Here is a 22,401-nt window from a genome sequence, read left to right on the forward strand (position 1 = left end):
GGAGTTTTGTCATGCACACAGTACTTTCCACAGATTATGATTTCCGGCTTCATTATAATGAAACGGGTGCTGTTTGGAAGCTCAGCACTTATTTCCTTGAACAAATCCCATTTCATGAGGAATCCTTGACATTTTTTTGCATCGGAACAGATCGATCGACGGGAGACGCATTAGGACCGTTAACAGGATCCCATTTAGCTGAGTCTTTGCTGTTTCCATTTCATGTCGTTGGGACATTGGAAAAGCCATTACATGCCCTTAATTTACAACAACATCTGGATGAAAGACTAGCGATGGACCCTTCCCCTTTTATCGTTGCAATCGATGCCTGCTTAGGGAAAAGCGATTCAATCGGTCACTTACTCTTCCAGCAAGGACCACTTTACCCAGGCAAAGCAGTCGGTAAGGAATTGCCGCCTGTCGGTAATTTATCCATAAAAGGGGTCGTCAACATTTCAGGTTTCATGGAACAAGCTGTTCTGCAAAGCACCCGGCTGCACCTTCCTTTTGAAATGAGCCGAATCATTTCCCGGTCCCTACAACTAGCCTACGGAAGATTCAAAACAGGAAATGAACGATTGTCACAATAACAGCGACGACAGCAATTCCCGGAATGAGATTCGCCACCCGTATTTTTGTAATACCAATCAAATTCAAACCGATGCCGACAATCATTAAACCACCTGTCGCAGTCATTTCAGAAATGAAAAATTGCAATAGATCATCCGGAACAAAGCGGCTAATTTGTGTTGAGAATATTGTAATGATGCCTTGATAGAGGAATACCGGTATTGCAGCAATCATGACACCGATGCCAAGCGTGGAACTGAGAATGACAGAGGTAAATCCATCTATGATCCCCTTCATGATCAATACATCATGATCATTCCGCAATCCACTGTCAATCGCTCCAATAATGGCCATTGAGCCCACCACGAAGATGAGTGTTGCAGTGACAAATCCTTGCGCAAGGCCAGGCCCTTCATTTTTCGAAGGAAGCTTCCGTTCAATCCATTTTCCCAATTTGTTTATTTTATCATCTAGGTTCATCCATTCCCCAATAATTGCTCCAATAACGATACTAATGATAACAATCAATATTTGTGTGCTTTCAAATGTCATTTGAACTCCGATTGCTGTAACCGCCAATCCGATTCCATACATGACGGTCTCTTTCATCCGCTCCGGTATATTATATAAAAATCGGCCAAGCATAGCTCCGACTACGATAAGAAGGGCATTTACAATCGAACCGAATAAAATCATCGTTTTTCACTTCCATCTGTAAAAATAATACCTATTTTGCATTAAGCAAAATAGGTACAGGCTTATTCATTCAATAGATCTAGGATTCTTTCAAGATCCTCTTCCGTGAAAAACTCTATTTCAATTCTACCTTTGTTCTTTGATTTCTTTATCGTCACGTTTGTTCCGAAGTATTCCCTCAAGTTTGACTCCTGCTCCTCTAGGAAGATGTTTTTCTTTTCTGGTTTTGTTTCACGTGGAACATTTTCGTTTATTCTATGAACTAGCTTTTCCAATTGGCGGACATTTAAGCCTTCACTAATTGTTTTTTCAGCAATCAACAGGATTTGTTCTTTCTTCCGGAGACCAAGCAATGTGCGACCATGCCCCATCGACAGCTTTCCATCTGTAATCATATTGCGCACTTTTTCAGGCAAGGTGAGCAATCGGATATGATTGGCAATATGTGGACGACTTTTTCCTAGTCTGAATGCAAGTTGTTCCTGCGTAAGACTAAGGTTATCCATAAGCTTTTGATAAGCTTCCGCTTCCTCAATCGGTGTTAAATCTTCACGTTGTAAGTTTTCAAGAATCGCCATTTCCATCGATTCTTCATCAGTGAGTTGACGGATGACTGCTGGAATCTCTGCCAGTCCCGCCAGTTTAGCAGCTCTGAATCGCCTTTCCCCTACTACAATTTCATATATCGTCCCTACTTTTCGGACGATGATCGGCTGTAATATTCCATGCTCCTTGATTGACTCACTCAACTCTTGGATGGCATTTTCGTCAAATAACTTCCTTGGCTGATACGGATTCACTGTAATACTTTTCAATCGGATACTTTCGATTGACTCCGCTTTTGTTAGAGACTCATCTGGAAATAAAGCGTTCAATCCTTTTCCAAGACCTTTAGCCATTGTGCACCACTTCCTTTGCCAGCTCTAAATATACTTCCGCGCCTCTCGATCTTGAATCATACATAATGATCGGCTCTCCATGGCTCGGCGCTTCACTCAATCGTACATTTCGAGGAATGATCGTTCCGTACACTTTATCTTGAAAATATTTTTTCACTTCTTCAATGACTTGAATTCCTAAATTTGTCCTCGCATCGAACATTGTCAATAACACACCATCAATCGTGAGACCTTCATTCAAATGCTTTTGGACAAGCCTAATGGTACTGAGCAATTGGCTTAATCCTTCCAAAGCGTAATACTCACATTGAACCGGAATAACGACTGAGTCTGCAGCAGTCAGAGAGTTGATCGTCAATAATCCTAGCGACGGTGGACAATCGATGATGATATAATCATACAATTCCTTTGCCTCTTGGATGGCGTGTTTCATACGAACTTCCCGAGAAATCGTTGAAACTAGTTCAATTTCCGCTCCGGCCAATGAAATGGTTGCCGGTACAATATCCAAGTTTTCCATCTTCGTTTGATGGATGACTTCTTTTATGTTGACATCATCGATTAACATATCATAAATGCATTGATGAACGTCTCCTTTATTGACCCCTACCCCACTCGTCGCATTTCCTTGTGGATCGGCATCTATCAAAAGAACTTTTTTGCCGATATGTGCAAGGCAAGCACTAAGATTTACCGAAGTGGTTGTCTTACCAACTCCTCCTTTTTGATTGGCAATGGCTAAAATTTTACCCACACTTGCACCTGCTTTCTCACTCATCTATCAAACAGTTATCGTTAATAATGAATAGATTCATTCTATTTCCGTTACTCTTTACTAGTTTATCAAAAAAACGTTGCCCGTGGTAATGTATAGCACAAAAAAACTCCTGCTTCAGTCAAGCAAGAGTCATCTCGCACATATTACGAGAATACTATGTTATTTTTCATTTCTTTTTCGGTATTTTAACAGTAATCGTGTAAAAATCCTCAGTATCTTCCTCTTCTGTTTTTACGTCGATACCGCTTTTCGTAACAAGCGCCAATGATTGCCGAATCGTATTCAAAGCAATTCGGACGTCTTTGCTGACCGATTTTCTTTTAATGACTTTCTTTTTTTCCTTCTCTTCTTCAACCGGGTTCAATGCTAGCTGGATTCGTTCTTCCAATTGCTTTACATTGAGCTGTTCGTCAATCGCTTCTTGAAACAACTTATGTTGCAATTCAACATCTTTAACAGAAATTAATGCCCTCGCATGTCTTTCGGATATTTCCTTTGTAAGGATTTTATTTTTAATTTCTTCCGGAAGTTTCAATAAACGCAGCTTATTGGCAACTGTGGATTGTCCTTTTCCCAGTCTCTGCGCTAAAGCTTCTTGGGTTAACCCATGTAGCTCCAACAACTTTTCATAAGCATATGCTTCCTCGATTGCTGTCAATTCCTCACGCTGCAAGTTTTCAATCAACGCAATAGACGCTGTTTCTTTATCGTCAAGATCACGAATAATCGCTGGTACTTCTTCCCAACCCAGCTTCTTCATTGCGCGAAATCTTCGTTCACCTGCAATGATTTCGTATCCATCGTCGCTTTTTCTAATGACGATTGGTTGAATCACGCCGTGTGTATGGATTGTACGCGCAAGCTCTTCAATCTTCTCTTCAGAAAAAATAGTACGAGGTTGATATTTATTCGGTTTAATCAAATCAATCTTTACTTGATCGACTTTTTCTTGTGGAGTACTATCTATGTTCTGTAAATCAGGTTCTTTTTCTCCACTACCAAAAAACCGTGAAAACGTGTTTTTCATCGCCGGCACCCACCTTTACAAAACTGCTCATCGTTAATAGCTATTTCGTCATATCTATTATATATCCTCTTTATTACTTATTAAAGAGTAGAATTCTATAAGATTACAAAACTATTACTAAGTATTACAAGTCCCTGTTCAAGAATATTGTTAATTCCCGTTCCAGGCGGACGCTTCCGTGGGCGGTCCGTGAGCCTCCTCGAAGCTTCGCTTCTTCGGGGTCTCACCCGGACACGCTTTTGCCACAGGAGTCGCCGCCTTACACTCCAATTAACGGAGCTACGAGAATTAAGCATTTAGAAGAACTTAACAAAGATATCTCTTTTATAAAAAGTACCTATTTTTATCTTCTTTTGAATCAGAATTCAGGATAAGTAGATATTTGTTTCACGTGAAACATTTTACTTGATTGGCGTTTTATTTGGGATGCCTGGCTTTCGAGGATATTTCTTAGGTGTTTTTTTGACTTTATTCAAGATGAATATATTTCTTTCACTTTCTTCCATCGGTAAACTGAAAGAAAATTTCTCGACGAGTTCCGCTCCCAGTACATTGATTGCTTTTTTTGCATCCACCAACTCTTCTTCCGCAGCTGCACCTTTCATGGATAGGAAGATTCCACCCTCTTTTACAAGGGGCAGGCATAATTCAGAAAGTACAGATAAACGAGCTACCGCTCGGGCAGTTACAATATCGAATTGCTCACGATATTTTGGATTTTGTCCAAAATCCTCAGCTCTATCATGGACAAATCTTACGTTATCAAGTTCAAGTTCTTTTGAAAGCTCGGTTAAGAATGTAATTCTTTTGTTTAACGAGTCTACGATCGTTACAGATAGATCAGGGAAACAGATTTTCAAAGGAATGCTCGGAAATCCTGCTCCAGCACCTACGTCACAAATAGTTTTATTTCCAGTCAAGTCTGTGTAGAATGCGGCGGTAATGGAATCATAAAAATGTTTCAGATAAACCGATGTGGCATCCGTTATTGCTGTTAAGTTCATCTTTTCATTCCATTCGACCAACATTTGGAAATATTTGTTAAATTGGAGGAGTTGCTGTTCCGAAAGGTCGATCCCCTTCTCTTTCAACGCCTCTATGAATTGTTCTTCGTTCAATTGAATCCTCCTTCTTTAAAAAAAGACTGATGCGGACTTATCCCCACATCAGTCACATGATGTTAACCAGTAATTTTTGCAATCTTCCCTTGTTCGATATAAACGAGCAGGATAGATATGTCTGCTGGATTCACACCGGATATCCTGGATGCTTGCGCAATGGATAACGGTCTGACAGCGGACAGATTCGCTTTCGCTTCTTTGGCAATGCCTGAAATTGCATTGTAATCAATGTTCTCAGGTATTCTTTTGTTCTCCATCTTCTTCATGCGTTCCACTTGTTGCATCGATTTTTCGATATATCCTTCATACTTGATGAAGATTTCGACTTGCTCCGCCACTTCTTCGGATTTTTCTTCCTCAGGTGGCATAACAGTGATGATTTGTTCGTATTTCATTTCCGGCCGTTTTAACAGATCTGCCGCTTTCATCGGTTCGCGAAGCTCTGTTCCGCCTGATTCACGAATGATCTCTTGGACTGCTTCACTCGGTTTAATCGTCACTTTTCGAAGTCGGTCAATTTCCTCTTCAATTTGCTGCTTTTTGAGGAGGAACTTCTCGTGCCGTTCTTCGCTGATCATCCCGAGCTTGTATCCAATTTCCGTCAGGCGCATATCCGCATTGTCATGGCGTAGCAAGAGACGGTATTCGGCTCTTGAAGTGAGAAGACGATATGGCTCGCTCGTTCCTTTCGTTACGAGGTCGTCGATTAGAACGCCGATATAAGCATCCGACCTTCCTAGAATGACTTCTTCCTTGCCAAGCACTTTGCTCGCAGCATTGATTCCCGCCATGATTCCTTGGGCAGCTGCTTCTTCATAGCCGGATGTGCCGTTGATTTGACCTGCTGTATACAGATTTTTGATTTTTTTCGTTTCAAGGGTTGGCCAAAGCTGTGTAGGAATAATTGAATCATACTCGATTGCATAACCGGCACGCATCATTTCCGCTTTTTCCAATCCTGGCACGCTTTCGATCAATCTGCGTTGAACGTGTTCAGGCAAACTTGTTGAAAGTCCTTGAACGTAATACTCTTTCGTATTTCGCCCTTCCGGCTCCAGGAAGATTTGATGGCGTGATTTATCCGCAAAACGGACGATTTTGTCTTCGATCGAAGGGCAATAGCTTGGCCCCTTCCCTTTGATCATTCCTGAATACATCGGGGAGAGGTGAAGGTTTTCATTGATAATTTCATGTGTTCGCGGTGTTGTATATGTCAACCAGCAAGGCAGTTGATCCATGATGAATTGAGTCGTTTCGTAACTGAATGCACGGGGCACGTCATCGCCTGGTTGAATTTCCGTTTTGCTGTAATCAATTGTTTTGCCGTTAATTCTCGGCGGTGTACCGGTTTTGAAACGGACCGTTTCCAGGCCAAGCGCTTGCAGATTTTCAGCAAGTTTAATGGCCGGCATTTGGTTGTTCGGACCACTAGAATATTTCAAGTCGCCGATAATGACTTCCCCACGAAGGAAAGTTCCTGTCGTAATGATGACCGTTTTAGCTCGGTAGATGGCGCCGATTTGTGTGATGAGCCCTTTCACTTCATTATCCTCGACGATCAATTCTTCAACTACTCCTTGATGAACCGTCAAATTCTCCTGTTCTTCAAGGACACGTTTCATTTCTTGTTGGTAAAGGACTTTGTCTGCTTGCGCACGGAGCGCACGAACTGCTGGCCCTTTCCCTGTGTTCAACATCCGCATTTGGATATGTGTTTTATCAATCACTTTCCCCATCGCTCCGCCAAGCGCGTCAATTTCCCGCACGACAATCCCTTTTGCGGGACCTCCGAGCGACGGATTGCATGGCATGAAAGCGATCATGTCAAGGTTCATTGTTAGCACCAATGTCGATGCACCCATCTTCGCAGATGCCAATGCGGCTTCGACGCCGGCATGCCCTGCTCCGATGACTATACAATCGAACGTGCCTGCTTCAAATTGTGGCATGTTCGTTCATCCTTCCTATTTTATGAATTATGTTTCTGTTTATATATGAATTGACCATAAAACCGGATTTACGCTCCAGGCGGACGCTTTCCGGGGGGCGGGCGGTAAGCCTCCTCGGTCGCTATGCGACACTGCGGGGTCTTACCTGTCCCGCTAATCCCCCAGGAGTCGCCGCCTTACGCTTCAATCCTAAGTGCCTACTTTAAATTTAAATGAATAAATATCATTTACCTAAACAGAACTGTGAAAATAGCTGGTTAATAAGGCTGTCTTGGACGGTGTCGCCGACAATTTCGCCTAGGAGCTCCCACGTGCGTGTTACGTCGATTTGAATCATGTCGACAGGCACTCCGCTCTCTGCAGCGAACAGGGCATCCTGGATAGATTTGTGTGCCTTGTGCAGCAAAGCGATATGCCGCGCATTGGACACGTACGTCAAATCGCCCGCTTCGAGTGTTCCTTCGAAGAATAACTTGGCGATTGCCTCTTCCAATTCATCGATGCCTTCTTCTTTCAAGATGGAGGTCGTGACAATCGAGCCTTTGCCAGCTAATTCGCTAACTTGTTGCATATCGATTTTCTGCGGCAAGTCCGTTTTGTTAATGACGACAATGAGATCCATCCCCTTAGTCGCTTCGAATAGTCGGATGTCTTCGTCCGTCAGCTCCTCGGAACTGTTCAAAACAAGCAAGATAAGATCCGCTTCCTTCAAGACTTGACGGGATCTTTCCACCCCGATCCGCTCGACGATATCCTCCGTCTCCCGGATGCCGGCCGTATCAACGAGACGTAGCGGCACACCTCTGACATTTACGTATTCCTCGATAATATCACGTGTTGTACCTGCAATGTCGGTGACAATCGCCTTATTTTCTTGAACGAGGCTATTCAACAAAGAAGACTTTCCGACGTTCGGCCTTCCGACGATGACGGTCGATAATCCTTCACGAAGGATTTTCCCTTGAGATGAAGTGCGTAGAAGCTTTTCGATCTCTTCTTTCACCCATGTCCCTTTTTCAATCATGAGCGGAATGGTTACCTCTTCGACATCGTCATATTCCGGGTAGTCAATATTCACTTCGACTTGTGCCAATGTTTCAAGAAGCGCCTGCCGCAGTTCGCCTATCAGCTTGGAAAGCTTTCCTTCCATCTGATTCAAAGCAACATTCATCGCTCGGTCCGTTTTTGCACGAATCAGGTCCATGACTGCTTCCGCCTGCGATAAATCGATGCGGCCATTCAGAAATGCACGCTTGGAAAATTCGCCCGGTTCCGCAAGGCGAGCCCCTTCTTTCAACACAAGGTTGAGGACACGGTTCACCGCCACCACGCCGCCGTGGCAATTTACTTCGACAACGTCTTCACGGGTGAATGTTTTCGGAGCTTTCATGATGGATACCATGACTTCCTCGACGATTTCCTCCGTGGATGGATCGGTCAAATGCCCGTAATGGATTGTATGTGATTGTTCATCCGCGAGTTTTTTCCCTGACGGAGAACGAAAAATTTTATCTGCAATGCCGATAGCCTCATCTCCACTAAGCCGGACGATGGCGATAGCCCCTTCCCCCATCGGAGTCGATATGGCGGCTATTGTATCAAAATGCAAACTCTTCACCTTCCTAACCCGGTTACCCACATGTGGATAACCCGTTTTGACTTGACTATCTGACAACATATAATAACATAAATCCAGCCGTTCTCATAGTTCCGGGGTTCAAAAATGTGGATAAGTTTTAATTTACCGCACACAAAAACCCCGTGATGGCTTCACGGGGTTCTGATTAACTAATCGGTTCGATTACGAGATAACGGTTCGGATCTGTTCCTTCCGAATATGTTTCGATATCCAATCGATTCGACAATGCGTTGTGAATGACTTTTCTTTCATAGGAAGGCATCGGTTCCAGTTGAACTTTCCTTCCATTCCGGACAGCTTGGTCGGCCATCCGTTCTGCGAATTGCTCAAGTGATTGTTCGCGTCGTTCGCGATAGTCACCTACGTCTAGACGCACGACTTTGAATTGCTCGGACGTTTTATTGGCGACGAGCTGGGCCAGCTGCTGTAAGGCGTTCAATGTTTGACCACGTTTGCCGATCAAGAATGCAGCTTTCTCGCTTTCCAATTGGAAGGAAAGATATTTCCCATCCATTTCGTGTTTAACGACTAAATCGTCGATTCCCATCGCTTTAGCGATTTCCGTCACATAGGCTTTCGTTTCATTAATTGCCTGTTCATCCGACATAGCTGGATTCTTACCTTCCAACTCGATTGTTTGCATCGCTAGTTCGACAGCCTCAGCAACCGTTTCTTCTACATTTGGCGGTAATAAGGGTTGGCCCGAAAGTGTGGGTTCAGTCGGTAATTCGGGAACTTCTTGGACTGATTCCCTTTTCTCAGAAGGCTCAATCGTTTCTTGCTTGACTGTTTCCTTTACGGTAACGGTAACTTCAGCCTCCCTTGCTCCAAATCCGAGAAACCCTTTCTTTCCGGCATCCACTATTTCGACTTCGACATCATCACGCGTAACATTGAGCTCTTGTAGAGCCGCCGCAAGTGCGGCATCCACTGACGCCCCTTTTCGCGTTATCTTTTTCATTTCCGTTTCCCTCCTACTTTTACAGGTGCCACTTCTTTTTTCTTAAATGGTTTGTAAATGAAGATATTCTGGATAATTGAAATGATATTACCGATAACCCAATAAAGTGCAAGTGCTGCAGGCAGGAATGTACCAAAAATCATGATCATGAAAGGCATGATATACATCATTACTTTCATTTGCGGATTATCCATTGCAGGGCCTGTCCGTAAAACAACGAATTGCATGAGTCCCGCGACGATGGCGAGCGTAATGCTTGGCGTTGCAAGTTCGAACCAAAGGAAGTTTCCAATTTCGATTTCTGGAGTGGCATTCATCCTGTTAATCGCATGATATAGTCCAATGATGATTGGCATTTGAATCAAAACCGGCAGACATCCTGCAGCAGGATTGATTTTTTGCTCCGTCATCACTCTTTGCATTTCTTCACGGTATTTTTGCTGCGTCACAGCATCCTTCGATTTGTATTTTTCTTTCAAGCCGGCAAGGATCGGCTGCATTTGCTGCATTCGCTTCGAATTTTGTGCTTGCTTGATCATTAACGGCAGCAAGATAAGTCGGATGATGATTGTTACGGCGATGATTCCTAGTCCGTATGTGCCTAACAGGTCTTTGAACGTGACGATCAAGGACACAATCGGCCAGACAATGTATTTATTCCAAAAACCTTCGCTCGTGTCATATATCGGTTGATTGAATTCCGAACACCCGGCAAGGAATACTGACAATACGGTCAGCATAAGTAATAACGCGGCTTTTTTCTTCAAATCGTTTCCCCCAAATCTGCTTCTATGAAATATCAATGATTTCAGTTTATCATGAACGTTTAGTACGTTCTACTTCTTACTCAATTACGGCTCTGTACTTATTTCATCTTGAACGCTTTCGCAATTCGTAAGACATGCTGCAAACTTTTTTTTGTTTCATGGAAATCAAGTGTGGCCGCCTGGTGTCTGGCGATAATAACATAGTCGCGGTCATTTTTCAGCTCTTCTTTCATTTCCAAGAAGGCTTGGCGGATGTACCGTTTAATACGGTTACGCGTCACCGCATTCCCTAATTTCTTGCCGACCGATAATCCGATTCTGAACTCTTGTTGGCCTTCTTTCCTATAGGAATAGACAACAAATTGCCGATTCGCGACGGACTTACCTTTTTTGAATACTTTTTGAAAGTCTTCGTTCTTTTTGACCCGCTGACGTTTCTTCAAACCCTTCACCTCCTAACGAAAAGCGGAAGGCGCTTGCTCAGATGCGACAGGCATAAGGCGAAAATGCGGAGTGGTGGTTTTTACCACGGAGCAATTTTGACATATGACCCGAGCATCTAGCGCCTGGAGCTGGACAAGAACTTGTACGATCCAGCCGCCGCCTTCCTCTCCAATCAACAAATGAGTATTCGCTGGTTACAATCCAAACGACCAACGGGATGCTCATATGACACAGAATATATTTCACTATAAATTAGTAAAAAAAAAGACCACTATTTTTAGTGGTCTTATGCTGAAAGCACTTTTCTTCCTTTGCGGCGACGAGCAGCGAGAATTTTACGACCGCTTTTTGAGCTCATTCTTACACGGAAGCCGTGAACTTTACTACGTTTACGTTTATTTGGTTGGAATGTACGTTTCATTTCAAAGACACCTCCTGCATTGTCCCTTTACAATCTGACAGTCTTGAACAGTATAAAGGGCATATCCAAAGATGTCAAATGTTTTTTCTGCATGCAGTTTTCTATGAGTACACCGTTTTACAAAATTCAACCCCCATCATTCGACAACAAGGTTATCCACATCTTCAAAAATCGACAAACGAATAATATGTTCATAGAAATTTTCCCCCGTTTTTTTATGCACAGGTCTTATCTACACCTTTTACACATACAAAAGGTTGTGGATAAAGTAATTTTCCACAAGTGTCGCTACTGTTAATAACTCATAGAATCCCTTGTCAATCTTATAGTTTCTTGATACAATATAGAGGATTTTGCTGTTAACAAATTTAAAAACTAGTTTTCTTATCCACAATTGTTGATATGTTGTGGATAATTTTTTCAACACTTTTGGATATTTCTTATCCACAGGAGCGAATTCTGTGTATAATACATATTCCTGTGTTTTTTTATTTTCTATGTAAAGGAGGCCCACGAGTGGATCAGCTTGAAAAATTATGGAACAATGTTTTGTCGAAAATTGAAGACAAAATTTCAAGGCCCAGTTTTGAAACTTGGCTTAAATCGACAAAATTGATGTCCTATGGCGACGAGAACGTTACAATTGCTGTTCCAAATTCGTTTGCGAAGGATTGGCTTGAGAATCATTATGTGCATTTGATTACAGGCATCCTCTCGGAATTGACCGGAGAAGATCGACTCATACATTTCGTCGTTCCAAAAGAAATGGAAGAAAACGATTTCCAAGTACCGAAACCTGCGGTAAAACAGGCAGACAAGTCAGCTATCCAATCAGCATCTGTCATGTTGAATCCAAAATATACATTCGATACATTCGTCATCGGCTCGGGGAACAGATTTGCCCACGCCGCATCGCTAGCTGTAGCCGAAGCACCGGCTAAATCATATAACCCGTTGTTCATCTATGGAGGCGTAGGACTCGGAAAGACCCACCTAATGCACGCTATCGGGCATTATATTTTGGAACAAGACCCGTCCAAAAAGGTCGTTTATTTATCATCGGAGAAGTTTACGAATGAATTCATCAATTCGATCATGAATAACAAGGCAGGCGATTTCAGAAACCAGTACCGGAACGTAGATGTCCTGCTAATTGACGATATTCAATTCATCGCTGGAAAAGAACAGACGCAAGAGGAATTTTTCCATACGTTTAATACGTTGCATGAGGAATCGAAGCAGATTATCATCTCCAGTGACCGTCCTCCGAAGGAAATCCCTACGTTGGAAGATCGTCTCAGATCACGTTTCGAATGGGGTTTGATCACTGATATTGCACCGCCTGATCTGGAGACCCGTATAGCCATATTGCGAAAGAAGGCGAAGGCGGATGGGCTGCTTGATATTTCGGACGAAGTAATGTTGTATATCGCCAATCAAATTGACACGAACATCCGGGAATTGGAAGGGGCTTTAATCCGCGTCGTTGCCTATTCATCTCTCGTCAATATGGATATAACGACTGATCTGGCAGCCGAAGCTTTGAAAGATATCATTCCCAATTCCCGTCCGCGCACTGTCAGCATATTAGATATCCAAAAAACAGTCGGCGAGCATTATAATATCCGACTGGAAGATTTCACAGCCAAAAAAAGAACGAGGGCGATTGCATTCCCTCGTCAAATCGCTATGTATCTTTCGCGTGAGCTAACGGATTCCTCTTTGCCGAAAATAGGATCCGAATTTGGAGGCAGAGACCACTCAACCGTCATCCATGCCCATGAAAAGATCTCTAATCAGCTGAAAGATGATCAAAATTTACAGCAGGATATTCAGGATATTAAGAGCATACTTGGTCGAGGATGAGTATCCACATGTGAATAACCTTCTAGAAACTGAACAAGCTGTGCACATATTATTCACATGTGAATCGTTTCCTAACATATAGGATTTTGGGGCTTATCCACATTTCCACAGCCCCTATTACTATTACTATCTTTATTACTTAACTAATAATTATATAAGCGAGGGTGCAAAATGAAATTTGAAATAATGAGAGATTGGTTACTCGAAGGATTGAATGACGTCATGAAAGCAATCAGTCAGAAAGTGGCCAACCCCATTTTGACCGGCGTAAAAATGGATGTGAATGAAAAAGGATTGACGATGACAGGAAGTGATTCGGATATTACGATCTGCACATTCATCCCTGTTGAACAAGATGGCGAACAGATCATCCGTGTCATTGAACCAGGTTCTATCATCCTTCAGGCAAAAGTCTTCAGTGAAATTGTCCGTAAACTGCCGACGAACGATGTCATCATCGAAGTTGAAAACATGCAAACCCATATCCAATCAGGAAAATCTGAATTCCATCTGATCGGTTCAAATTCAGATGAATACCCTGTTCTTCCAAATGTGAAAGACGAATACCGTTTCTCTTTGCCTTCCGATTTGATGAAATCGATTATCAAGGAAACTGTCTTTGCTGTATCCCAGCAGGAAACGCGCCCGATTTTAACGGGTGTGCATTGGGAAACGGACGAAGAAAAGCTTGTCTGTGTAGCAACCGATAGCCACCGTCTCGCCAGAAGGGAAATCGTCCCTGAAATGATGCCGGAAAGCCCATTCAGCGTAGTCATTCCAGGTAAAAGCCTTCAGGAGTTGAATAAAATCCTTCCGGATAACACAGATCTTGTCGAAATCGTCATTGCAGATCAGCAAGTCCTTTTCAAATCTAGGAACGTATTGTTTTATTCAAGACTCCTGGAAGGGAATTATCCAGATACATCAAGATTGATCCCTTCCGAATATAAAACGACTGTACAAGTGAACGGCCGTAAATTATTACAGGCGATCGATCGGGCTTCGTTGCTCGCCCGTGAAGACCGAAATAATATTGTACGATTCTCTGCAGAAGGCGGTAACACTATTGAAGTCTCATCCAATTCTCCGGAAATCGGAAAGGTTGAGGAATTGATCGAGGCGCTCGATGTAAATGGCGAGGACTTGAAAATTTCCTTCAGCGCCAAATATATGATGGATGCCTTAAAAGCCATCGAAGGCCAGGACATTGCGATCCATTTCACAGGTGCGATGAGGCCATTCATCTTGAAATCAATGGAAAGCGACGCAATTTTACAATTGATTTTACCTGTCAGGACATTTTAACAATCAGGAGACTGTCTATTTACAACAGGCAAAGGAATGCAAAACGTTTTCCTTCGCCTGTTTCTTTTTATTTCGTATACATCCTTTTCACTTACATTTTTACTTACAGCTGAAAGTTCGGTAAAATAGAGGGACAGACTAACTTATGAAGGACTGAAGCGGATGGAACTCATGAAAATAGATACTGAATTCATCACATTAGGCCAATTGCTGAAAATGTCGAATTGTATAAGCTCCGGCGGCATGGCCAAATGGTTTTTGGAGGAAAACACTGTCTACGTAAACGGGGAAGTCGATCGTAGACGGGGCAAAAAGCTATATGACGGAGATATCGTCACTATTCCCGGTGCAGGCAAATTCAAAATATCCACATCCTTAGACGGTCAATCGGATGTTCATTGAACGGCTTGCTCTAACGGATTACCGGAATTATTCTTCTCTTGAACTATCCTTTTCCCCGCATATCAACGTTTTAATTGGTGAAAATGCACAAGGAAAAACGAACATTATGGAGGCGATCTACGTATTATCGATGGCGAAATCGCATCGCACAGCAAATGATCGTGAACTTATACGTTGGGAACAAGAGTATGGTAAAATAGAAGGGGACATCCAGCGAAAATACGGACGTCTCCCGCTTGAATTGACGATATCGAAAAAAGGCAAAAAAGCGCGGGTCAACCATTTGGAACAAAACCGGCTTAGCCTCTATATTGGGCAACTCAATGTTGTCATGTTCGCTCCGGAGGACTTGAATCTTGTAAAGGGAAGTCCACAGGTCCGAAGAAGATTCTTAGACATGGAAATCGGACAAATCTCCCCCGTCTATCTCCATGACCTGCTGACTTTTCAAAAGGTCTTAAAACAACGGAACGCAATCCTCAAAGATCATCGCGGTAAATTGGATTTTACGGACGTCATGTTCGATATTTATACAGAACAATATATACAGCTCGCTGTTCAGATCATACGGAAACGATTTTATTTCATCGAACTGCTTCAAAAATGGGCGGAGCCGATCCATAAAGGGATTTCCAGGGGCCTTGAGCAGTTAAAAGTGACGTATGGGACATTAAAAGAGTTGGATTCTGGGCAGACTGCTGAACAGATGGAAGAAATACTCAGCCAAAAATTGCACGAAGTGAGACGTCGTGAGTTGGAACGCGGAATGACACTGATCGGACCGCACCGTGACGATCTCCATTTTTTTGTGAATGGCTATGATATCCAAACGTACGGTTCGCAAGGGCAGCAGCGGACAACGGCGCTGTCCCTTAAACTTGCGGAAATAGACCTTGTCAAACAGGAAGTCGGAGAGACGCCGGTCCTTCTTTTGGATGACGTGCTTTCCGAGCTCGATGATTATCGCCAGTCCCATCTGTTGAACACGATGCAAGGCCAAGTGCAGACATTCGTCACGACGACGAACATTGCAGGAATCGACCATGAGACGATACGCGACGCCGAACTGTATGAAGTATCGGCGGGCAAGGTCAGCGATAAAGGGAATTGAAGATCCATTCCTGTTTGAAAGTGATAGAAGGTTAGATTGATGTTCGGAAAGGAAAGGTGAACAGTTTGGCTATGGAAGAAAAAGAATTGCAGACGGCATATGATGCGAATCAGATACAGGTCTTAGAAGGCCTGGAAGCTGTCCGTAAACGTCCGGGCATGTACATCGGCACAACAAGTTCGCGAGGGCTTCACCATCTCGTATGGGAAATTGTCGACAACAGTATCGACGAGGCGCTTGCGGGCTATTGTGATCATATTGAAGTGACGATTGAAAAAGATAACTGGATCCGCGTCGACGACAATGGACGAGGCATTCCGGTAGGCATTCAGGAATCGACAGGCAGACCGGCTGTTGAAGTAATTATGACAGTCCTTCATGCCGGAGGTAAATTCGGAGGCGGAGGCTATAAGGTATCGGGCGGTTTGCACGGTGTCGGCGCCTCTGTTGTGAACGCACTTTCCGAGGAAACGGAAGTATATGTTCGACGGGATGGCAAGGTTCATTTCATCAAGTTTGAACGGGGTATCTTGTCACATGAATTGGAAGTTATCGGTGAAACAGACGAAACCGGAACACGCACACGATTCAAAGCCGACCCGGAAATTTTCACGGAAACGACAGTCTATGAATATGAAATATTGGCGCATCGTCTTCGTGAGCTCGCATACTTGAACAGAGGCTTGCGCATCAGCATTACAGATGAACGCGAGGAGGAAAACCGCACTGATACGTTTTACTACGAAGGCGGCATCAAATCCTACGTTGAACATTTGAATAAAAACAAAGAGCCTATCCACGAGGAACCGATTTTCATAGAAGGCGAGAAAGACGGCATTTCTATCGAAATTGCGATGCAATACAATAGCGGCTATGCGGAAAACCTGTTTTCGTTCGCGAATAACATCAATACGTATGAGGGCGGTACACATGAATCAGGATTCAAGACCGCATTGACACGTGTTGTCAACGATTATGCCAGGAAGAACGGAATGCTGAAAGAGGCGGATCCGAACCTTTCAGGCGATGATGTGCGGGAAGGATTGACGGCGATCATTTCAATCAAACACCCGGATCCCCAATTCGAAGGGCAGACAAAAACGAAATTGGGCAACTCCGAAGTGAGCACAATTACGAATGCTTTATTCTCGGAAGGCTTCCAACGTTTCCTTCTTGAAAACCCGGTGACCGCACGTATGGTAATCGATAAAAGTCTTATGGCGGCACGCGCTCGGATTGCTGCCAAAAATGCACGTGAACTGACACGCCGGAAATCTGCCTTGGAAGTATCAAGCCTTCCAGGAAAGCTTGCAGACTGCTCATCACGTAATCCTGCTATCAGTGAATTGTACATCGTTGAAGGGGACTCGGCGGGCGGTTCCGCAAAAAGCGGACGTGACCGTCACTTCCAGGCGATCTTGCCATTGCGGGGGAAAATCCTGAACGTTGAAAAAGCAAGATTGGACCGTATTTTAGGCAATGCGGAAATCAGGATGATGATCACGGCGCTCGGTACAGGCATCGGGGATGAATTTGATCTTTCGAAGGCACGCTACCATAAAATCGTCATCATGACGGATGCCGACGTCGATGGAGCACATATCCGGACGTTATTATTGACATTCTTCTTCCGTTTCATGCGACCGTTGATCGAAGCGGGCTATGTCTATATCGCACAACCGCCGCTATACCGGGTCAAGCAAGGCAAGCATGAGGAATATTGCTTCGACGAAGAAGAACTTCAGGAAATCCTGAACCGGCTATCTTCTGTGCCGAAGCCAGTCATTACACGCTATAAAGGTCTTGGTGAAATGGACGCCACCCAGTTATGGGAGACGACGATGGATCCGGATCAGCGTACACTACTCCAAGTGCACCTTGAAGACGCTTTTGATGCGGATGAGACATTTGAGCAATTGATGGGTGACGAAGTCGAACCGCGTCGCAGATTCATCGAGGAAAATGCGATGTATGTAAAAAATCTGGATGCGTAATTGAGTCAAAATATATATCAATATATGAACATGGAACATGGACCTGCAACAGACGGGGCTTTGTTCAGTTGACAGGCTGTGCGTGAAAAGCGCCTGAGTTGAAAGGAGTTTGACAATATGGCAGATATGCCAAAACGTGGTGTCCAAGGCATTAACATCAGTACGGAGATGAAGACATCCTTTCTCGACTATGCGATGAGTGTTATCGTTTCCCGGGCATTGCCTGACGTGAGGGATGGGTTGAAGCCCGTCCACCGCCGAATTCTTTATGCGATGCAGGATCTTGGAAACACCGCGGATAAACCACATAAGAAATCAGCCCGTATCGTCGGGGACGTAATTGGTAAGTATCACCCCCATGGCGACAGTGCCGTCTATGACACGATGGTTCGGATGGCACAGGATTTCAACTATCGCTATATGCTCGTTGATGGCCATGGGAATTTCGGTTCTGTTGATGGCGATGCAGCTGCGGCGATGCGTTACACAGAATCACGGATGTCACGGATCGCGATGGAATTGTTGCGAGACATCAATAAAGACACGATCGATTACCAAGATAACTACGACGGTCAAGAGAAAGAACCGATTGTCCTGCCGAGCCGTTTCCCAAATCTTCTTGTCAATGGAACATCGGGCATAGCGGTCGGAATGGCTACGAATATCCCGCCGCATCATTTAGGTGAAACAATTGACGGGGTACTTGCGATGGCAGACAATCCGGCAATCACTACCGAGGAGTTGATGGAAATCATCCCAGGTCCGGATTTCCCGACCGGGGGTATCATCCTTGGCAGAAGCGGTATCCGCAGAGCATATGAAACCGGGCGCGGTTCAATTATCATCAGAGGTAAAATTGAAATTGAACAGCAGTCTAACGGTAAAGAAACAATTATAGTAACAGAGCTTCCTTACCAGGTGAACAAAGCACGGCTCATCGAGAAGATCGCCGAGCTTGTCCGTGACAAGCGGATTGAAGGCATCACGCATTTGGCGGATGAATCCGACCGGACTGGGATGCGCATTGTCATCGAAGTCCGCAGGGATGCCAACGCACATGTATTGTTGAATAATCTTTACAAGCACACTGCCCTGCAATCGAGCTTCGGCATCAATATGCTTGCGCTCGTTGACGGACAGCCGAAAATCCTAGCGTTGAAAGAAATTCTTTATCATTATTTGGAACATCAGAAAGTGGTCATCCGAAGACGTACTCAATACGAGTTGAATAAAGCGGAAGACCGCGCACACATTTTGGAAGGTTTACGGATTGCACTCGATCATATCGATGAAATCATCGCTCTGATCCGTGGTTCAAAAACGACCGATGAAGCCAAAACGGGACTCATGGAACGTTTCAATTTGTCTGAACGACAATCCCAGGCCATTCTTGATATGCGCCTTCAACGTTTGACAGGATTGGAACGCGATAAAATCGAGAATGAATACCAAGAGCTCTTAGTCTTGATTTCCGAGTTGCGCGCCATTCTTGCAGACGAGGAAAAAGTGCTCGATATCATACGTGAAGAGCTGCTGGAAGTGAAGCAGCGTTTCGCCGATGATCGTAGGACTGAAATTGGAAGCGGCGGTGCGGAAATGCTCGAGGATGAGGACCTCATCCCTGTTGAGAACTCCGTATTGACATTGACGCATAACGGCTACATCAAAAGGCTCCCTGCCAGTACGTACCGGAGCCAGCGTCGCGGAGGCCGCGGTATTCAAGGAATGGGGACGAATGACGATGACTTTGTCGAGCATTTGTTGAACACCTCGACACATGATACGATCCTGTTCTTTACAAGCCGAGGAAGAGTATTCCGCAAGAAGGGCTATGAAGTGCCGGAATTCAGCAGGACGGCGAAAGGTCTGCCAATCATCAATCTGCTGGATGTCGACAAGGATGAAAAGGTCACAGCCATGATTCCTGTAGAGAAATTCGAGGAGGATAAATATCTTTTCTTCGCTACACGTGGTGGTGTCGTCAAGCGTACATCGGTTGCCGACTTTGCCAATATCCGCTCCAACGGCTTGATCGCTTTGACATTGCGCGGCGATGATGAATTGATCGGCGTGAAAATGACGAATGGCGATCAGAACATCGCAATCGGTACACGTGATGGCATGCTTATCAAATTCGACGAGCGAGATATCCGTTCCATGGGCCGTGTCGCAAGTGGCGTCCGTGGAATCCGTTTACGTGAAGGAGATATTGCTGTCGGCATGGACACTGTATCGGAAGGCGATGAAATTCTAGTCGTTACGGAAAAGGGCTTCGGAAAACGGACACCGGAAGACGAATACCGCATCCAAACACGTGGTGGATATGGATTAAAGACATTGAACGTCACCGATCGGAACGGTCAGCTCGTTGCAATGAAAACGGTCGACGGATCGGAAGATCTTATGCTGATTACAATCCATGGCATTCTCATCCGCATGGATATTGAAGACATTTCCTCAATCGGCCGCAGCACGCAAGGCGTCCGCCTGATCCGTCTTGGAGAAGATGAACTTGTCGCGACAGTCGCAAAAGTCGAGAAGGAAGACGAGCATGAAGAAATCGACGAAAATGGCGACAATGATGAACATCATACGGAAGTAGAGATGGATGGGTCCATCGAAGTGGATGATGTAGAAGACACAGAAGAATGATTTAAAAAAAGTTATTGAGACGGCAGAATTGCCGCTCAATAACTTTTTTTCTATCGTCTATTTTGAATATTTGCAGTATGATAGACCTTAAGAGACGATCGGAAAGTGGTGACACCTTACAGATGGAAGTATATAAAACGAGCAGTGAGCTGCGTGCAGGAATTTTACTGAAAGAAGACGTATATGGCAAGACGAAGTATCCGATTATGCGAAAGGACACAGAACTAACGCAGGAACATATACAAGTGTTGCAGGCTTTTGGCGTGAAGCGCGTCAAGGTGGAAGAGCGGGTCGTCCAAAAAGACATTCCAGAATCGGAGAAGGATTCTTCCATGAATGCTGAAGACATTCTGGATAATATTCCGGTAAGCATGTACCAGCTACGCAAAGAATATAACGAAGCGGTCCGTGTGTATAAGAAGGAATTCAACTATTGGAGGGCTGGTCAACGTCCTAATGTCCCGAAAGTCCGCGGATTCATCATTCCATTGCTTGAGAAATTCCTTAAGCAGAAACAAATGCTTACGATGTTGAACGAATTCTCAAACCCAGAAGAATACATTTATCATCATTCCGTCGCTGTCGGGATTCTTGCAGCAGCGATCAGCAATCAAATGGGATATGAAAAAGGAGACGCACTGCAATTAGGATTGGCGGGTGCATTAGCGGATTGCGGCATGGCGAAAATTGCGCCTTCCATACTGGAAAAGACCGCGTTCCTAACGAAAGAAGAATATAACGAAGTGAAAAAGCATACGTTGTTCAGCGTGAAAATGATACAGGACACACCCTTGCTCAGGCAGGAAATGAAACTGGCAATTCTTCAACATCATGAGCGTCTTGATGGAAGCGGCTACCCACGCGGAGAGAAGATGGAGACCATTTCGGTATTCTCCCAAATCCTCGCGGTGGCGGATGTCTTCCATGCGATGACGTCGGAAAGATTATACAGAGTAAAACATTCCCCTTACAAAGTGATCGAAATGATTAAAGAAGAGGAGTTCGGTAAATTCGATATAAAAGTCGTGGATGCGCTTCATAGACTTGTCGGCAATCTGTCTATCGGGACAAGGGTGAAGCTGACGGATGGGGAAGTCGGCGAAATCATGTTCATTCATCGCGATACACCATTAAGGCCGATGATCAAAAAGATAGCGGATGGAGTCATCATTGATTTGGCGACGCACAGAGGCATTGCAATCTCAAAGATTGTGGAATGAAGAGAATAAAGCCGCGCTACCGGTGCAGCGGCTTTATTCTTTGGGGAAAGAAAGTAAGTAAGTAATAGTATAGAAGGAAAGAAAAAAATGAAAAAGGTATTGCATTCAAAAAGACAAGATGGTATAGTAAATAACGTTGCGTTTCCGGTAAGTGAATAACTACTAAAAACAACTTAAAATTTTTTTTAGGAAAGTTGTTGACAAAGGAATTGCAAGCGTGGTATTATATAAGAGTTGCTTCTGACGGAGCGACACACAATGAACCTTGAAAACTGAACAGCAAAACGTCAACAAATAAAGTTCTCGAGCCGACCTTGTCGGTGAAAAGAACAAACGAATCTTCGGATTCAAAATTGACATCTTAAATGATGCCAGCAAGAAACTCGAGCTACTCGAATTTCTCTATTATGGAGAGTTTGATCCTGGCTCAGGACGAACGCTGGCGGCGTGCCTAATACATGCAAGTCGAGCGGATTGAAGGGAGCTTGCTCCTTGATATTAGCGGCGGACGGGTGAGTAACACGTGGGCAACCTGCCCTGCAGATGGGGATAACTCCGGGAAACCGGGGCTAATACCGA

19 protein-coding genes and 1 rRNA gene are annotated in these 22,401 nt (G+C 44.2%); 9 read left to right on the forward strand and 11 right to left on the reverse strand.

The genetic code is table 11. The features are described from left to right. The first annotated feature begins 11 nt into the window (after positions 1 to 11). A complete protein-coding gene (gene yyaC, locus AWV70_RS22790; RefSeq protein WP_153009892.1) occupies positions 12 to 590 on the forward strand; it encodes a spore protease YyaC in 579 nt (192 codons plus the stop codon). On the opposite strand, the gene AWV70_RS03910 is transcribed toward yyaC, so the two are convergent. From AWV70_RS03910 to rpmH, 11 genes are all read right to left on the reverse strand, one after another. Next, the gene (locus AWV70_RS03910; protein WP_060204575.1) at positions 559 to 1,266 is read right to left on the reverse strand and encodes a DUF554 domain-containing protein; all 708 of its coding nucleotides are present in this window, start codon (positions 1,264 to 1,266) and stop codon (positions 559 to 561) included. The two genes, yyaC and AWV70_RS03910, sit on opposite strands and share 32 nt — an antisense overlap. A gap of 62 nt (positions 1,267 to 1,328) precedes the next feature. Then, a complete protein-coding gene (locus AWV70_RS03915) occupies positions 1,329 to 2,165 on the reverse strand; it encodes a ParB/RepB/Spo0J family partition protein (protein ID WP_060204577.1) in 837 nt (278 codons plus the stop codon). Then, positions 2,158 to 2,919, reverse strand: coding sequence for a ParA family protein (locus AWV70_RS03920; RefSeq protein ID WP_060204579.1), 762 nt, complete (start codon positions 2,917 to 2,919; stop codon positions 2,158 to 2,160). The genes AWV70_RS03915 and AWV70_RS03920 overlap by 8 nt, the downstream gene beginning before the upstream one ends. Positions 2,920 to 3,109: 190 nt before the next feature. Next, entirely contained in the window at positions 3,110 to 3,970 is an 861-nt protein-coding gene (gene noc / locus AWV70_RS03925; protein WP_060204581.1) for a nucleoid occlusion protein, read from the reverse strand. A 401-nt stretch (positions 3,971 to 4,371) separates the two neighbouring features. Then, the gene (gene rsmG / locus AWV70_RS03930) at positions 4,372 to 5,088 is read right to left on the reverse strand and encodes a 16S rRNA (guanine(527)-N(7))-methyltransferase RsmG (protein ID WP_060204583.1); all 717 of its coding nucleotides are present in this window, start codon (positions 5,086 to 5,088) and stop codon (positions 4,372 to 4,374) included. Between the two features lie 62 nt (positions 5,089 to 5,150). Continuing rightward, entirely contained in the window at positions 5,151 to 7,040 is a 1,890-nt protein-coding gene (gene mnmG / locus AWV70_RS03935; protein WP_060204585.1) for a tRNA uridine-5-carboxymethylaminomethyl(34) synthesis enzyme MnmG, read from the reverse strand. A 223-nt stretch (positions 7,041 to 7,263) separates the two neighbouring features. Next, the gene (gene mnmE / locus AWV70_RS03940; RefSeq protein ID WP_060204592.1) at positions 7,264 to 8,649 is read right to left on the reverse strand and encodes a tRNA uridine-5-carboxymethylaminomethyl(34) synthesis GTPase MnmE; all 1,386 of its coding nucleotides are present in this window, start codon (positions 8,647 to 8,649) and stop codon (positions 7,264 to 7,266) included. Positions 8,650 to 8,824: 175 nt separating this feature from the next. Next, on the reverse strand, positions 8,825 to 9,640 hold the full coding sequence (gene jag / locus AWV70_RS03945; protein WP_060204594.1) for an RNA-binding cell elongation regulator Jag/EloR: 816 nt from the start codon (positions 9,638 to 9,640) through the stop codon (positions 8,825 to 8,827). Further along, the gene (yidC, locus tag AWV70_RS03950; RefSeq protein WP_060204596.1) at positions 9,637 to 10,407 is read right to left on the reverse strand and encodes a membrane protein insertase YidC; all 771 of its coding nucleotides are present in this window, start codon (positions 10,405 to 10,407) and stop codon (positions 9,637 to 9,639) included. The genes jag and yidC overlap by 4 nt, the downstream gene beginning before the upstream one ends. Positions 10,408 to 10,505: 98 nt before the next feature. Then, positions 10,506 to 10,850 (reverse strand): ribonuclease P protein component, encoded by a 345-nt coding sequence (rnpA, locus tag AWV70_RS03955; protein WP_060204598.1) that lies wholly within the window; start codon positions 10,848 to 10,850, stop codon positions 10,506 to 10,508. A gap of 287 nt (positions 10,851 to 11,137) precedes the next feature. Further along, entirely contained in the window at positions 11,138 to 11,272 is a 135-nt protein-coding gene (rpmH, locus tag AWV70_RS03960) for a 50S ribosomal protein L34 (RefSeq protein ID WP_060204601.1), read from the reverse strand. A 516-nt stretch (positions 11,273 to 11,788) separates the two neighbouring features. On the opposite strand from rpmH, the gene dnaA reads away from it, so the two are divergent. From dnaA to AWV70_RS04005, 8 genes are all read left to right on the forward strand, one after another. Further along, positions 11,789 to 13,138: a chromosomal replication initiator protein DnaA gene (dnaA, locus tag AWV70_RS03970; protein WP_060204611.1), complete on the forward strand. Its 1,350-nt coding sequence runs from the start codon at positions 11,789 to 11,791 to the stop codon at positions 13,136 to 13,138. A 171-nt stretch (positions 13,139 to 13,309) separates the two neighbouring features. Next, on the forward strand, positions 13,310 to 14,443 hold the full coding sequence (gene dnaN / locus AWV70_RS03975) for a DNA polymerase III subunit beta (protein ID WP_060204613.1): 1,134 nt from the start codon (positions 13,310 to 13,312) through the stop codon (positions 14,441 to 14,443). 162 nt (positions 14,444 to 14,605) lie between these two features. Then, the gene (gene yaaA / locus AWV70_RS03980) at positions 14,606 to 14,845 is read left to right on the forward strand and encodes a S4 domain-containing protein YaaA (RefSeq protein ID WP_060204615.1); all 240 of its coding nucleotides are present in this window, start codon (positions 14,606 to 14,608) and stop codon (positions 14,843 to 14,845) included. Further along, on the forward strand, positions 14,835 to 15,956 hold the full coding sequence (recF, locus tag AWV70_RS03985; RefSeq protein WP_060204621.1) for a DNA replication/repair protein RecF: 1,122 nt from the start codon (positions 14,835 to 14,837) through the stop codon (positions 15,954 to 15,956). Before yaaA ends, recF begins: the two co-directional genes overlap by 11 nt. A 71-nt stretch (positions 15,957 to 16,027) precedes the next feature. Continuing rightward, positions 16,028 to 17,950 carry a DNA topoisomerase (ATP-hydrolyzing) subunit B gene (gene gyrB, locus AWV70_RS03990; RefSeq protein WP_060204623.1) on the forward strand — a complete coding sequence of 641 codons (1,923 nt, stop codon included), beginning with the start codon at positions 16,028 to 16,030 and terminating at the stop codon, positions 17,948 to 17,950. Positions 17,951 to 18,067: 117 nt separating this feature from the next. Next, complete coding sequence (gene gyrA / locus AWV70_RS03995) at positions 18,068 to 20,602, forward strand: DNA gyrase subunit A (RefSeq protein ID WP_060204625.1); 2,535 nt, start codon at positions 18,068 to 18,070, stop codon at positions 20,600 to 20,602. Between the two features lie 122 nt (positions 20,603 to 20,724). After that, positions 20,725 to 21,822 (forward strand): HD-GYP domain-containing protein, encoded by a 1,098-nt coding sequence (locus AWV70_RS04000; protein ID WP_060204627.1) that lies wholly within the window; start codon positions 20,725 to 20,727, stop codon positions 21,820 to 21,822. Between the two features lie 404 nt (positions 21,823 to 22,226). Beyond that, a 16S ribosomal RNA gene (locus AWV70_RS04005) occupies positions 22,227 to 22,401 on the forward strand; the annotation flags it as partial.

The sequence above is a fragment of the Sporosarcina koreensis genome (assembly GCF_001531445.1).
In the GTDB taxonomy this organism is placed as follows: Bacteria; Bacillota; Bacilli; order Bacillales_A; family Planococcaceae; genus Sporosarcina; species Sporosarcina koreensis_C.